This window comes from Rhizobium sp. G21 (assembly GCF_014158035.1).
GTDB lineage: Bacteria > Pseudomonadota > Alphaproteobacteria > Rhizobiales > Rhizobiaceae > Rhizobium_E.
Map to the genome: position 1 here is coordinate 1,039,924 of NZ_JACFXW010000001.1, position 15,155 is coordinate 1,055,078.

Here is a 15,155-nt window from a genome sequence, read left to right on the forward strand (position 1 = left end):
GGCCGGGCGCGCAAATTGGTCGAAGTCTTGTGTCAAATCCGCAAAACCTTGTCGAGCCAGCAAACGACATAAGCCTATCTCATTTGCTCATACCTTACTTTGACGTAAACGTAAATTATCGGACAAAAAAATGTTAGAAGAATTGCTGCCATGAACCTGTATATCAATAGGGTCGCGCCAAATCTGGGAACATGGGGAAATGTTTGAGGTTCAACGTCGCCAACGGCTTTTGCATCGAGATGGCAGTCGACGCGATAACAGCATCTACAAGATCTACGCCGTGGCTCGGTCCATAGCGGCGAAGATATTCACCCGCGCGCAAGGAAATATCGAGATCCACGGGCACGCAGGCCATTTTCTCAAACAGCGCGCGGAACAGCGTTTCCTCCGACGTCTTGCGGACGCCACGCATGACTTCCACGACAGTCAGCATAGAGATGGCGGGACGCTCATTCTGGTGTAGGAGAAAATTGAGAGCGGCTTGGTTGCCCCGGGAAACATCAATCAGAATGCAACTGTCGACAATCATGCGCCGTCGGCTCTTGACATTCGCTCGACGAGTTTTCGCCGCTCCTCGATGGTTTGTCGGTCCAGGTCATCATGATCCCGCCAGACGCCGAAAACGGCCTGAAGCGCAGACCTCCACTCCGCTGAACCGTCATTTTCTGTCGCGTTTATCTTATCGGCGCCGTCTCGGCTTGCAGTCGTACTGGCCATGCGGAAGATCCTCCGTGTCCTTCGCGCGAAGGTAGTCGCGTTCAGGCTCAGCGTCAAATTCCCATTGCCATCCCCCTGCCCCTGTGGCATGAGGCGCGCCTTCCGCTGCGGCGCAGCATTTCCCATTTCCGATGGAGTTTTCAGATGGCGACCGCGCTCGGCCTGGATTTCGGCACCACCAACACCGTGCTCGCGGTCAAGGAAGGCAACGGCTCGCGTTCGCTCACCTTCGACAGCCTCGCCGGCCACACCGACAGCATGCGCACCTGTCTGTCCTTCATGAAGGACGGTCGTCTCGGCGCGTCCAAGCTGGATGTCGAAGCGGGCGCCGCGGCGATCCGCGTCTTTGTCGACAATCCCGGCGATGTGCGTTTCCTGCAGTCGATCAAGACATTTGCCGCCTCGCCCTTGTTTCAGGGCACGCTGGTCTACGCCAAGCGCTTCAGCTTCGAAGACCTGATGGAGACCTTCCTCAACCGACTGCGCGATTATGCCGGCGCGGCGCTCGACAGCGGCATCAATCGCATCGTCGTCGGACGGCCGGTCAAATATGCCGGCGCCAATCCCGATGAAGGCTTGGCCGTCACGCGTTACAACGAGGCGCTAGGCCGTCTCGGCTTTCCGGAAGTGCATTTCGTCTATGAGCCGGTCGCCGCGGCCTTCTTCTTCGCCGAAAAGCTGAAGCGCGACGCCACCGTGCTGGTGGCCGATTTCGGCGGCGGCACCACCGATTATTCCGTCATCCGCTTCGAAACTGCTGCGGGCCGGCTGACGGCGACGCCGCTCGGCCATTCCGGCGTCGGCGTGGCCGGCGACCAGTTCGATTACCGCATTATCGACAACCTCGTCTCGCCGGTGATCGGCAAAGGCTCGAAATTCAAGAGCTTCGACAAGATCCTCGATGTTCCGACCAATTACTACGCCAATTTCGGTCGCTGGAACCAGCTGTCGATCTTCAAGACGCTCAAGGATTTTCAGGACTTGAAGGGTCTGGTTCGCGCCTCGCTCGAGCCGGAAAAGCTCGAAGCCTTCATCGATCTGATCGACCAGGATGAAGGCTATCCGCTCTATCAGGCCGTGTCGCGGACCAAGATGCGTCTGTCGGAAGAGGAAGAGACCGAATTCTTCTTTGCGCCGCTCGGCGAGAAGAGCCGCCGCATGGTCAAGCGCACGGATTTCGAAGGCTGGATCGCCGACGACCTCAAGGCGATGGAAACCGCGCTCGACGACGCGCTGACCAAGACCGGCATGTCGCCCGGGGCGATCGACAAAGTCTTCCTCACCGGCGGCACCTCCTTCGTGCCGGCGGTGCGCCGCCTGTTCGAAAACCGCTTCGGCGCCGAGCGCATCGAAAGCGGCGGCGAACTCCTCTCCATCGCCCATGGCCTCGCCCTGATCGGCGAACGCGAGGACGCGGCGGATTGGGCGGCGCTGTGAGCGGGAGTTCATGTTCGTCGGCAGCGATGAAGCTAGCCGAAAGATAAGGAGTTCCGTAGGTTGCCGGGCAAGGAGGCTCCGATGAAGCTATCAGAATACGCCGCTTCGGAAAATGGAAACACATTTTATCACGGAGAACGACTTCTGTTCCCAGGAGATGGGATTATCCATGAGGATTGGCTTGAAGTCATGCTGTGCAAATTTTCGGAGTACGGCGGAGGGTATGGTTTCGTCATCTTATCTGGTCGCAAAGCCGGACGCATACTAACAACTCTTCCCAAAGAAGCTGAAACACCCCGACACGAAGCCGTATCGTCCGCTTGGCTGATAGAAAATTTCAACGAATGGGTGTATGAAGACACAGACATCCAGGATGTTTACGTACTGGAGCAGCCAGATGCTGCCCAGAGTCCGTCAACGGAAAACGATAGTTAGAACGGCAAGGATTCTCCCCTACTGGCCGACCATCTAGTATGCCGACGCGGTAATGTGTAGCAAAGTCCCGGCTTTTCATAATCCTTGACTACCGCTTCGGTCTAAAGATGACGCACGCCGAGGCCACGCTAGATTTTGTTCGTGAGGTTCGCCGATGACCTCGGCTGAGAGTGGAACCTGAAGGCCCAAAGCGGCGGAGGTTTTATCCGCAATAGTGATTACCGCAGTATCACGCCAATTAGCGAGGCTAGTGGCCTCTGGCCTCACCCTGATCGGCGAACGCGAGGAGGCGGCGGACTGGGTGGCGTTGTGAGCGGGGGCTTGCCTCGGTCATCTCTCTATAGAGATATATCTGAAAACCCTCGTAGTCGGGGGAGGAATGTTTTTTTGAAGAGTTCGGCGAAGCAGGATCCGCAATAAGAGGACGCCTCATCGATGTTTTCCGAGAAGTAATTACGCCAAAACTCGTCTTCCCATCCGCCGATTCTCAATTCGGCGCTATCACTCTTGCGCCTCGAAATAATGACGAAGGGTAGATCCGGGTTGTAAGTCATCCATACAGCCGCGTTACTGTCAAATAAAATATAGTCATTGTTTCCCCCGCCATCCCGCGCGAGCTCATGGGCTATATCATAGCTAAACATCTCCAACTCCGCCGCCACAAAGTGCCTAGGATCGCAAGAGAAAACGTATTTTTTGCGTGATAGAGCCTTGTTGAAAAAATCCTGAATAACATGGGATAATGGGTGATCATGAACATCCTTATCTTCATGTTCATCGATGCTGAAGGGGATCGCCACATGATTGACGCCATTCACCTCAGGCAACAGAGGCAAGCTCAGGATACGGTCCCATCTTTCTCCTCGAGATAACAAAAGATCAAATAGTTTGTGATGATCGATCTTGTTTGCCTGCTCCGGATCCAGGAGCTTTACAGACATTGAGGTCAGCCAATGACGAAGCGGCGCATCGCCTTCCTCGTTTTTAAGCGGGTCATAGGCGTCTTCGTTAAAGAAGGCTCTTCTCATATGTCAGACTTCCTCATGCTCCCTCGCATACCCATATCTTTGCCGGCTTCGTTTTGCAGAAACAACCAATAGCAGTGATGGCAATTCTCTGTCATGGTTTCCTTTAAACATTGCAGTGCCGATTTTCGGCCCGGTCATAGGAACAAACCCTCCTCTCCCCCAAACGCACGCATCGGCTTCGCCGATGGACGGCGCGGACGGAATAGCCTAAGCACCCGGCCGCACGCTACAATCGGCGCGCGCGACGGAGCCTTGATGTGACCAACAGCCTCAAATCGATTTCCAGCCTGCTTCTCACGATCTTCATCGTCATGACCGGTTTCGGGCTGGGCGGCTATATCGTGCAGTTGCGCGCGCTCGGCGAAGGCTGGACGGCCTATGACATTTCGCTGATCGGCGCGGTTTATTCGCTCGGCTATACGCTCTCGTCCTTCGTCACGCCACGCTTCATCCGCCGCACCGGCCATATCCGGGTGTTCTCCGCCTATATCGCGTTGATGTCGATTTCGATCCTGCTCTGCTCGCTCGAGCAGACGCCGCTGTGGTGGATGCTGTTTCGCGGCCTGTTCGGCTTCGCCATCGCCGGCGGCTACATGATCATGGAAAGCTGGATCAACGAGAAGGCGACCAATGAAAATCGCGGCCTGATGTTTTCGGTCTATATGGTGGTGGCCATGGGCGGCTCGATCGCCGGCCCCTATATCGCGGCGCTCGCCGATCCCATGACCACGGTTCTGTTCATCGTCGCCGCCATCCTGTTTTCGGTGGCGATCTTCCCAATCGCGCTGTCGTCCAGCACCTCGCCCTCCATCCCCACCGAAGCGGGTTTCGATCTCAAGGGACTGTGGACGCGCTCGCCCGTCGCCTTTGTCGGCACCTTCATCGCCGGCGTCATTTCGGCGGCCTGGGTGAATTTCTCCGCCGTCTACGCCAAAATGAGCGGGCTGAGCGAAACCGGCGGCGCAAATCTCATCGCCGCCGTCATATTGGGCTCCGTGGTGGCGCAGTTTCCGCTCGGCCGCATTTCCGACCACATGGACCGCCGGCTGGTGATGGTCGGCTGCGGCGCGTTCGGCATCGTCGCGGCGCTCGCCATGGCGGCGTCGTCAGCCTCGCCCTATTTCGTCTATCTCTCGGGCTTCCTCGCCGGCATGGTGATCTTCCCGATCTATTCGCTGAATGTCGCGCATGCCAACGATCTCGCGAGCCCGGCGAATATGTGCGGATCTCGAGCGGCATCACTGTGCTCTACGGATTGGGCGTCGTCGTCGGCCCCCTGGCCGCCGGCCAGGCCATCGCCTTCGGCGGCGCGCCGGGCCTGCCGATGCTGCTGGCTCTGTGTTTCGCGCTCTACGGCGCTTATGCGGGGCTTCGCTTGCGGCAGCGTCCCGCCGTCATCCCGCCGTCGGACGTTTGACGCCGCGGCGGCTTTCCCGCCAGATGATGAACACGCCGGAGCCGATGATCACGGCGGCTCCCAGATACAGGGAGGCGCTGAGCGTTTCCCCGAACAGCAAATAGCCCACCGCCGCCCCGCCGATGATTGACGTATACTCGAAAGGCGCGATGGTCGAGACGTCGGCGTAACGGTAACTCTCGGTCAGAAGGATCTGCGCCACCCCGCCGAAGAAACCGGCCCCCATCAGCATCAGCGCCTGCTCCCAGCTCATCGCCGGCCAGCCAAAGGGGATGGTAAGAAGCGACAGCAAGGTCGCCGACAGCGAGAAATACAACACGATCGTCGGCGTATTCTCGGTGCGCACCAACTGCCTGACCTGCACCATGGCGAGCGCCGCCAGCGCCGCGCTCGTCAAGGCCGCGATTGCGCCCGCAAATTCTCCGGCGCTCATCCGCCCCGATGTGAACAGATCGAGTTTCGGCCAGAGAATGATCATCACCCCCAAGAACCCCACGGCCACCGCGCTCCAGCGATAGGCCCGAACCGTCTCCCCAGAAGCACGGCGCCTGCGATGACGGTGAACAGCGGCAACGCATAGCCGATGACGATCGCCTCCGGCAGCGGCAGATGCACCAACGCGTAAAAGCCGAACGACATCGATATAACGCCAATAAAGCCGCGCTTGAAATGGCCGAAGGGGTTGTCGGTGCGGAAGGCCGAGAGAAATTCGCCGCGCATCGCCAGCCAGGCTAGGATTGCAGGCATGGCGAAGAGGGATCGAAAGAAGGTGATCTCCCCGGTCGCCAACCCCTTGCCGCCTTCCTTGATCAGGATCTGCATGCAGAGAAACAGCACGATCGACAGCAGCTTCATCGTGATGCCGCGCAGCGGATTGGTGACGGTCTTGTCCATGGGATTCGGCTCGGCAGGGCTTGAGTTTCCCACTTGCGCTCATTCGACGGCCAAGACAAGACGTCGATGGGCAAAATAGCGACGGCTGTGATCATCCCGCCCCAAGAATGATCGCATACGATCGACTGCAAGACAAAGCTGTTCGCATTTGATACATGTTAACGTTAGATCAGCATTTCACTGAAATACTGCCGCCGGATTTGCGCGCATCGCATGAATTGCAAGCGGGATGAGCGCTTTCGCCGACGATCACCATGATGATTCGCGCTTGCAAACCGGGAAGACACGATGGACGCCTCCTCCGGCCAGATTATTCATCTGACAGACTACCGCCCCACAGATTTCGTGCTCGAGCGCGTCGATCTCACCTTCGAACTCGACCCTACGGCGACGCTGGTGATCCAGCGCTCGCTGATGCATCGCCGCGATGGCGCAGCCGAGGATGCGCCGCTGGTGCTGGATGGCGATGAACTGTCGCTGAAAGCAGTCGCCATAGACGGCAACGAAATTCCCGCTTCGCAATACGACGTCTCCGATAAACAGTTGGTCATCCGCGATCTGCCCACCGGCGTGACGTTCGAGGTCACCATCGAGACCATCATCAATCCGGAAGCCAACACCAAGCTGATGGGGCTCTACCGCACCAACGGCACCTATTGCACGCAGTGCGAGGCGGAGGGTTTCAGGCGGATCACCTATTTCATGGATCGCCCCGACGTTCTCGGCGTCTACACCATCACCATCATCGGCGATGGCGAGGCCAATCCGCTCATGCTGTCGAACGGCAATTTTCTCGGCGCCGGTCCCTATGGCGACGGCCGCCGTTTCGCCGCCTGGTTCGATCCGCATCCAAAGCCCAGCTATCTCTTCGCGCTGGTCGCCGGCGATCTCGGCGTGGTCGAAGACACCTTCACCACCTTGTCTGGCAACGACGTCGCGTTGAAGATCTATGTCGAGCATGGCAAGGAGCCGCGTGCCGCCTACGCCATGGACGCGCTCAAGCGCTCGATGAAGTGGGACGAGGAAGCCTTCGGCCGCGAATATGATCTCGACATCTTCATGATCGTCGCCGTGTCCGACTTCAACATGGGCGCCATGGAGAACAAGGGCCTCAACGTCTTCAACGACAAATACATTCTCGCCGACCCGGAAACCGCGACAGACCAGGACTACGCCAATATCGAGGCGATCGTCGCGCATGAATATTTCCACAACTGGACCGGCAACCGCATCACCTGCCGCGACTGGTTCCAGCTCTGCCTCAAGGAAGGCCTGACCGTCTATCGCGACCACGAATTCTCCGCCGACCAGCGCTCCCGCGCCGTCAAGCGCATCGCCGAGGTCCGCCATCTCAAGGCCGAGCAGTTCGCCGAGGACGCCGGCCCCCTCGCCCACCCCGTCCGCCCTGAGATCTACCGCGAGATCAACAACTTCTACACGACCACGGTCTATGAGAAGGGCTCGGAAGTCACCCGCATGATCGCGACGCTGCTCGGCGCGTCCGATTTCCGCAAGGGCATGGATCTCTATTTCGAACGCCATGACGGACAGGCGGTGACGATCGAGGATTTCGTCACCTGCTTCGAGGATGCGAGCGGCCGTGATCTCGGCCAGTTCTCACTCTGGTACCGCCAGTCCGGCACGCCGCTTGTGTCGGCCTCCGCCGCCTATGACGCGGCGGCCAAGACGCTCAGCCTGTCGCTCGAACAGATGGTCCCGCCGACGCCCGGCCAGCCCAGCAAGCAGCCGATGCATATTCCGTTGGCGTTCGGCCTGATCCTGGAAGACGGCTCCGAAGCCAAGCTTAGCGCCGTCACCGGCGGCGAATATTCCGGCGGGGTGCTGCATCTCACCGATCGCGCCCAGACTTTCGTGTTCGAAGGCGTACCCTCTCGTCCGGTCCTGTCGGTCAATCGCAGCTTCTCGGCCCCGATCAACTTGCATCTCGACCAGTCGGCCGCCGACATCGTTCATATCGCCCGTCACGACGCCGATCTCTTCTCACGCTGGCAGGCGATCAACACGCTGGCGCTGCAGGATCTCCTGAAGGCGGTGCGCGCCGTCCAGGCCGGCGAGACGCCGTCCGCAGGTCCCGAACTGATCGACATTCTCGGCGCAACCTTGGTCAATGAGACGCTGGAGCCTGCCTTCCGCGCTCAGGCACTGGCGTTGCCGTCGGAATCCGACATCGCCCGCGAGATCGGCGCCAATATCGACACCGACGCTATTCACGAAGCCCGCGAGGGAGTAATCGGCGCCGCCGCCAAGGCCGCAGCCGGGGCGCTCGCCGATATCCATGCGACGCTAGCCCCCGAAGGTCCGTTCAGCCCCGACGCCGTCAGCGCCGGCAAGCGCGCCCTGCGCAACGCCGCGCTCGGCTGGCTCGCCTCTGCCGACGGGACGCCGGCGCGGGCCGCAAAGGCCTTCGCCGAAGCCGACAACATGACCGAACAGGCGTCTGCTCTGACCACGCTCGCGCATCGTTTCCCCGACAGCGCCGAAGCGACCGACGCGCTCGCCGCCTTCGAAAAACGGTTCGGCGACAATCCGCTGGTCATGGACAAGTGGTTCTCCATCCAGGCCGCCATTCCCGGCGCTTCGACGCTTGATCGCGTCAAGGCCCTCACGGAAAGCCGCCATTTTGCGCCGAACAATCCCAATCGCCTGCGGTCGCTGATCGGCTCTTTCGCCATGCAGAACCCCACCGGCTTCAACCGCAAGGACGGCGCGGGCTATGCTTTCCTCGCCGAGCAGATCGTGGCGATCGACAAGCGCAACCCACAAGTCGCAGCCCGTATCCTCACCTCCATGCGCTCCTGGAGGTCGCTCGAACCCGTTCGCGCCAGCCATGCGAAGTCCGCGCTGATGGAGATCGATCGGTCGGGGCCGCTCTCTCCGGATGTCCGCGATCTCGTCGATCGCATGCTGAAAGGCTGACGGAGCGCGGCGGGGTGGTTCCCGCCGCTCTTCCTCCCCCTCTCCGCAGCGCCGCCGAACTCAACCCCGACACCCGAGAGAGCCGCCTATCCGGCTGATTTTGTTCGGCTCCGGCGATGTCGCCGAAAAAAGCCGAGTCGAATAAAGGGGTTAATAAAAGTTTAATCCTGATCTCTGGACAAGCCGATTCGGGGATGATTCATTACGGCAGATTCGAGCGAGCGGCGGTCGAATCATCAAAGGAATCAAGGCGGAAAACATGGCGGATACGCGACGGGGAAGCGTGACCGACGGCTCCGTTCGTCCCGGCTTTACGGCTCTTTCGGGCGTCGAGCGGCAGGTGCGAACATTCATCAAAGGCTGGCGTCGCGCGGGGAGCATGTCCCGGGCGCAACCGCATCTGAAGCGTTCCATCCCTATCCTGATCACTGCTTTTCTGCTGGTCGTCGCCGCCTCGCGCGCTTTCGGCATCTATGCCGAAGTGCAGCGGTTGGAGGACGCCCATATCCTTCAGGCTCAACTGTCGGCGAATACCATCGCGGCGCGGCTCGCCGGCAATCCGGACGTCGTCACGAAGAACGAAGCCATGCGCGCCGAGGCCCTTGCTCGCGCCGATCTGCCGGCCGCTCTGATCAATTCGGGACTGGAAGTCTATGCCGCAGATCGAAGCGGCTATATCGTCGCCGCCATCGGTTCCGAAGCCGGCCGGCCCGGACGCTATATCCAGACGCTGGCGCCGAGTTTCTATGCCGACCAGATCCCCGCGGCGGATCAACGCGTCCTGCTGAATGGCAAGAGCTTCTATGCTTCCGTCGCGCGCATCGGCGCTGATCTCGGTTCGGTGATGGTCTTCCTGCCCACAGATGGCGTCGACGCGCTCTGGCGCGAGGAAATTTCGCTCAACGTCACGCTGTTCACCGGCATTGCGGCGATCATTCTCGTCATTCTCTACGCCTATTACAATCAGGCGAAGCGCGCGCGCGACGCCGACGAGATCTTCGTCGAATCCAATGTGCGGGTGGAAACGGCCTTGTCGCGCGGTCGCTGCGGCCTCTGGGATCTGGACATGGAGGACGGGCGGCTGTTCTGGTCGCGCTCGATGTTCGAAATGCTCGGCGTCGCCTCGCGCGACACGGTGATGTCCTTCGGCGAGGTCGCCCGGCTCATGCATCCGGACGACAAGTCCATCTATTCGCTCGCCCGCAGCATCGCGCGCGGCGAACTGCGCCAGCTCGACCAGGTTTTCCGGGTTCGTCATGCGTCCGGCCATTATGTCTGGCTGCGCGCCCGCGCCCAGATCATTCGTTCCACCTCGCGCCGGGTTCATCTCATCGGCATCGCCATGGATGTCACCGAGCAGCACAAGCTCGCCCAGCGCTATGCGGAGGCCGACCAGCGTTTGGCCGACGCCATCGAATCCACCTCCGAAGCCTTCGTGCTCTGGGACAAGCACGACCGGCTGGTAATGTGCAATTCGCACTACCAACAGGCTTACGGCCTTCCCGATTACGTGCTGGTCCCCGGCGCCGAGCGGCATGTGGTGCTGGGGGCGGCCTCACGTCCGGTGATCGAACGACGACTCGCCGATCCTGATCCCGGTCAGGTCATGTCCCAGACCATGGAAGTGCAGCTCGCCGACGGCCGCTGGCTGCAGATCAACGAGCGCCGCACCCATGACGGCGGCCTCGTCTCGGTGGGCACCGACATCACGCTTCTGAAGCGCCACCAGGAGCGTTTGCGCGACAGCGAGCGCCGGCTTATGGCGACGATCGGCGATCTCTCCGCCTCGCGCCTCAAGCTCGAACGGCAGAAATCCGAACTGTCGGTCGCCAACTCCAATTACCAGGCGGAGAAGGAGCGCGCCGAGGCCGCCAACCGCGCCAAGTCCGAATTCCTCGCTAATATGTCGCACGAGCTGCGCACGCCGCTCAACGCCATCCTCGGCTTTTCCGAGATCCTGCAGAACCAGATGTTCGGCCCGCTCGGCTCGGAAAAGTACTTCGAATATGCCGGAGACATCCATGAGAGCGGCAAGCACCTGCTCCAGGTCATCAGCGACATTCTCGATATGTCCAAGATCGAGGCGGGACATCTCAAGATCAATCCCGAGCCCACTGATCTCGGCGTGCTGATCGAGGAAAGCCTGCGTTTCATCAACATCGCCGCAGCCCAGAAGCACATCACCGTGGAGCAGCATATCGACGGCGATCTGCGCCTGATGGCCGACAAGCGCGCCATGAAGCAGATCCTGCTCAATCTGCTGTCCAATGCGGTAAAATTCACCAATCCCGACGGCAAGGTCATCGTCCGCGCCCGCAAGCTCAGCGATTGCATCTGCATGACCATCGCGGACACCGGCATCGGCATCCCGAAGTCCGCCATGCACAAGATCGGCCAGCCCTTCGAGCAGGTTCAGAGCCAATACGCCAAGAGCCAGGGCGGCTCCGGCCTCGGTCTCGCCATCTCCCGCTCCCTCACCCAGCTCCACGGCGGCGAAATGAAGATCCATTCCGAAGAGGGCAAGGGCACGATCATTGTGGTGAGGATTTAAGACAGAAGGCGGAGATTGCTACCTCTTGACCTCTGCCCTCGCATTGACAAAATACGCAATTTACGTATTTTTCTCCTATAGGAGAAGTTTCGATGTCTCGTCCTCTGCAGGTTTCAGCAACCCAGTTTTCTCGCAGCTTCGCGCGATATCGGGAAGAGGTCCACGCCGTCGGCGTGATCGAAGTGACGTCGCACGATCGTGTTGTCGGCGGCTATCTCAGTCCTAAGGAACTCGAACATTACCGCCGTCTCAAGCTCAAAGAGCGTGAGGTCGTGGCTGTTGAAGATATTGATGACGAACTTCTCGACGCCATAAAGAATGCCAAATACGGCGAAGTATCCGAGTGAAGACGCCGGCTCCAGTCCAGGGCCTCGTGATCCGATACAATTACCTTTGGCTGGAAGAAGCACGAAGCGGTCTGACGGAAGGCGTCAAGGATCGTCCCTGCGCAATCGTCATTTACGTCTCCCGGACGGGGCGCGCCTCTGTTGTGCCCATAACCCATTCGCCACCCGATCTCGGCCAAGAAGACCTATCCCTGGAAATTCCGGAGGAGGTCTGCGCATCGATTGGCCTTGATCAGCAGACCAATTGGATACGGTTGGACGAGATGAATTCATTCGATTGGCCAAGCGAGCTTCTCCGTCCCCGCCCTGATAAGCCAGAGCGATGCGATTACGGCATGATTCCAAAAGAGTTTTACGAGCAGATCCGTGATCACCTCGTCCGACTGGCCGAAGCGCGTCGCATCGCCCGGATTAACCGTACCTGATCACTCTGCCTTCACCGTCGCCTTGAAGATCTTGCGCACCTGTGCCGACATGCGCCTGATCTCCGCTTCCAGCACCCGGATATCCGGCGCTTCGGCGATCTGGCAGATCAGGTCCTTGAGCCCGTCGGGTGCATCAGCAATGATGAAATCCCCCTCGACGCAGAGCCGCGCCATCTGCGCAAAGGCCGAATAGAGCCGGAGCGCGGCGATGACCGTTTCGAGATCGGCGGGCTCTAGAAAGGACGGCCCGAGCCGGGCGAGCGTCGCTTCCGTGCCGGGTCCCCGCTCGACATCGCCGAGCCCGCTCAACGGCGCGATCAGCGCGAAATATTGCGCGATGAATTCGATGTCGACCAGACCGCCGGCGATCAGCTTGACGTCCCAGACGTCGCGCGGCGGCTTTTCCTTGTCGATCATCGCCCGCATGTCGGCGACGTCGGTGGCGATCTTGCTCCTGTCGCCGGGCCGCGCCAGCACACGGGCAATGATCTCTTCGGCCTTGCCGGCCAGATCTCTATCGCCGCTCACCACCCGCGCCCGGGTCAGCGCCATATGCTCCCAGGTCCAGGCTTCTTCGAGCTGGTATTTCTCGAAGGCCCGCAGTCGCGTGGCCACAGGACCTTTGTTGCCGGAGGGCCGAAGACGCATGTCCACCTCGTAGAGCACGCCCTCTGCGGTCGGCGCCGATAGCGCCGCGATCAGCCGCTGCGTCATGCGGGTGAAATAGCGGTTGGCGTCGAGCGGCTTTGGCCCATCCGACACCGCGTCATCGTCATGGTCGTAAAGCAGGATGATATCGACATCGGAGCCGGCGGTCATTTCGCGGCTGCCGAGTTTTCCCATGCCGAGCACCACGACCTCGCCGCCTGGCAGTTTGCCATGCGCCGCCTCCAACTCCCGCCTGACAGCCGCCAGCGCCTCCCCGATCACCAGATCGGCGAGATCGGTGAAGGCCGCAGCCGCCGCATCCGCGCCGATCGCATCGGTCAGCAACCGTACACCGATCAGGAATTTCTGCTCGAAGGCGAAGATGCGGAGACGGTCGAGCACATCCTCGAAATGCACCGCGCCCGACAGAAACGCCGTCAGCCGTCGTTCGAGATACTCCCGCGTCGGCAATTCCGAAATCAGCGTCGGATCGAGCATGCCGTCGAACACATGCGGCTTGGCCGAAATGATCCGCGCCAGCCGCGGCGCCGCCGACATGATGGTGGCGATCAGCGACAGCAGCGAAGGATTGGAAGACAGCAGCGAAAACACCTGGATGCCGGAGGGTAGACCGGCGATGAAGCGGTCGAAATCGAACAGCGCCTCATCCGCCCGTCGCGTCTGGCCGAAGACGCTGAGAATATCAGGCGTCAATTCTGTCAGCCGCTCACGCGCCTCAACCGATTGCGTGGCCCTGTAGCGGCCATAATGCCAGCCGCGTATGGCGCGGGAAATATCCTCGGGCCGTTTGAAACCGAGTTGCGCCAGCGTCTTCAGCGTATCGGGATCGTCCTTCTGGCCGGTGAAGACGAGATTGCCGGTTTCGCCGGACAGCTTGCTTTCCTGCTCGAACAACCGGGCGTAACGGCGCTCCACCGTTTTCAGCCGCTTGGTCAGCGCAGAAGAGAACGCGGCCGTATCGGAATATCCCAGCATGAAAGCGATGCGCTTCAGCTCGGCCTCGGACGTCGGCAGGCTATGCGTCTGTTCGTCATGCACCATCTGAACACGATGCTCGACGCCGCGCAGGAACCAATAGGCCTCGATCAGCTCAGCGCAGGTCTCCCCATCGATCCAGCGATTGCTTTCCAACGCATTCAGCGCCTGTTCGGTGCTTTTGACGCGCAATTCGGGAATGCGGCCGCCGGCGATCAATTGCTGTGTCTGGGCGAAGAACTCGATCTCGCGAATGCCGCCGCGGCCGAGCTTGACATTATGCCCCTTCACCGCGATTTCCCCATGCCCCTTATGCACATGGATCTGCCGCTTGATCGAATGAATGTCGGCGATCGCCGCGTAGTCGAGATATTTGCGGAACACGAAAGGCGTCAACTCTTTGAGGAAACGCTCGCCTGCCTGGAGATCGCCCGCGATCGGCCGCGCCTTGATATAGGCCGCCCGCTCCCAATTTTGCCCTCTGCCCTCGTAATAGAGGATCGCCGCCTCCACCGGGATCGCGAGCGGCGTCGAACCCGGATCGGGCCTGAGTCGAAGATCGGTCCGGAACACATAGCCGTCGCCGGTGCGATCCTGAAGTATGCGGATCAGCCGTCTCAGCAGCCGCGCGAATGTCTCCGTCCCCTCGTCGGGATCGACGAGAATGCCTGCCTCCGGCTCATAGAACACCACGATATCGATGTCGGAGGAGTAGTTGAGCTCGAAGCCGCCGAGCTTTCCCATGCCGAGCACGATCAGCCCGGACCCTTGCGACGGTTGGCCGGGATCGGCGAGCACCAGCTTGTCGGCTTGCGCGCCCGCCAGCAGCAGATGATCGATTGCCGCCGCCGTCGCCGCACCGGCGAACAGGCTCAGGCTCCGCGTCGTCTCCGCCGCCGTCATGATCTCGGCGAGATCGGCGAGCGCGATCAGAAAGGCCGCCCGCCGTTTCGCCTGCCGCAGCGCCGTCATCAACTCGGCCTCGGTCCGCCCGCGCCAGCGCTCACGCGTCTCGGCAATCAACGTCTCGATTTCCCAGGCCGGATCGGTTGTCAGGGCTTCGGCCAGAAGACCGGGATTGATGCGGGCGGTGTCGCGCAGAAAAGGCGACAGAGTCATGGCAGCGACCACGAAATCCCGGGCCGGACTGTCCCCCGACAGAAGCGCCGCGATATCAGGCTGTTCCTTCGCCCAATCCTTGAGATCGGCCAGCGCCGATTTCACCGCCTGCTGCGACAGCGGCAGGATGGGGTTGGTCGTGAGATCCAAAATGCGCCGCCCCTCCGCGCCGCCGCTCTTCTCCGTCATCCGACCTCCTCGGCA

9 protein-coding genes and 2 pseudogenes are annotated in these 15,155 nt (G+C 60.5%); 7 read left to right on the plus strand and 4 right to left on the minus strand.

Translation table 11 applies throughout. From position 1 onward, the window contains the following. Positions 1 to 163: 163 nt before the first annotated feature. Entirely contained in the window at positions 164 to 529 is a 366-nt protein-coding gene (locus H2O14_RS05295) for a type II toxin-antitoxin system VapC family toxin (protein ID WP_182826807.1), read from the minus strand. Positions 530 to 861: 332 nt separating this feature from the next. On the opposite strand from H2O14_RS05295, the gene H2O14_RS05300 reads away from it, so the two are divergent. Next, the gene (locus H2O14_RS05300; protein ID WP_182826808.1) at positions 862 to 2,154 is read left to right on the plus strand and encodes an Hsp70 family protein; all 1,293 of its coding nucleotides are present in this window, start codon (positions 862 to 864) and stop codon (positions 2,152 to 2,154) included. Between the two features lie 81 nt (positions 2,155 to 2,235). Then, positions 2,236 to 2,589: an Imm45 family immunity protein gene (imm45, locus tag H2O14_RS05305; protein ID WP_182826809.1), complete on the plus strand. Its 354-nt coding sequence runs from the start codon at positions 2,236 to 2,238 to the stop codon at positions 2,587 to 2,589. A 338-nt stretch (positions 2,590 to 2,927) separates the two neighbouring features. Here imm45 and H2O14_RS05310 read toward each other — a convergent pair whose 3' ends face one another. Continuing rightward, positions 2,928 to 3,617 (minus strand): hypothetical protein, encoded by a 690-nt coding sequence (locus tag H2O14_RS05310; RefSeq protein ID WP_182826810.1) that lies wholly within the window; start codon positions 3,615 to 3,617, stop codon positions 2,928 to 2,930. A gap of 257 nt (positions 3,618 to 3,874) precedes the next feature. On the opposite strand from H2O14_RS05310, the pseudogene H2O14_RS27110 reads away from it, so the two are divergent. Continuing rightward, positions 3,875 to 4,816: pseudogene (locus H2O14_RS27110) on the plus strand (MFS transporter); the annotation flags it as partial. A 195-nt stretch (positions 4,817 to 5,011) separates the two neighbouring features. Here the strand turns inward: H2O14_RS27110 and H2O14_RS05315 are convergent. Next, positions 5,012 to 5,928 (minus strand): annotated as a pseudogene (locus H2O14_RS05315) (DMT family transporter). Between the two features lie 288 nt (positions 5,929 to 6,216). On the opposite strand from H2O14_RS05315, the gene pepN reads away from it, so the two are divergent. The 4 genes from pepN (at position 6,217) to H2O14_RS05335 (ending at position 12,188) form a co-directional block, all read left to right on the plus strand. Continuing rightward, positions 6,217 to 8,865: an aminopeptidase N gene (gene pepN / locus H2O14_RS05320; RefSeq protein WP_182826811.1), complete on the plus strand. Its 2,649-nt coding sequence runs from the start codon at positions 6,217 to 6,219 to the stop codon at positions 8,863 to 8,865. A 259-nt stretch (positions 8,866 to 9,124) separates the two neighbouring features. Next, positions 9,125 to 11,416 carry an ATP-binding protein gene (locus H2O14_RS05325; protein ID WP_182826812.1) on the plus strand — a complete coding sequence of 764 codons (2,292 nt, stop codon included), beginning with the start codon at positions 9,125 to 9,127 and terminating at the stop codon, positions 11,414 to 11,416. A 92-nt stretch (positions 11,417 to 11,508) separates the two neighbouring features. After that, a complete protein-coding gene (locus H2O14_RS05330) occupies positions 11,509 to 11,763 on the plus strand; it encodes a hypothetical protein (protein WP_182826813.1) in 255 nt (84 codons plus the stop codon). Next, on the plus strand, positions 11,760 to 12,188 hold the full coding sequence (locus tag H2O14_RS05335) for a hypothetical protein (RefSeq protein ID WP_182826814.1): 429 nt from the start codon (positions 11,760 to 11,762) through the stop codon (positions 12,186 to 12,188). The genes H2O14_RS05330 and H2O14_RS05335 overlap by 4 nt, the downstream gene beginning before the upstream one ends. Here the strand turns inward: H2O14_RS05335 and H2O14_RS05340 are convergent, their stop codons facing one another. Then, positions 12,189 to 15,140 carry a bifunctional [glutamine synthetase] adenylyltransferase/[glutamine synthetase]-adenylyl-L-tyrosine phosphorylase gene (locus H2O14_RS05340; protein WP_182826815.1) on the minus strand — a complete coding sequence of 984 codons (2,952 nt, stop codon included), beginning with the start codon at positions 15,138 to 15,140 and terminating at the stop codon, positions 12,189 to 12,191. It abuts the gene before it with no gap. Positions 15,141 to 15,155 lie beyond the last annotated feature (15 nt).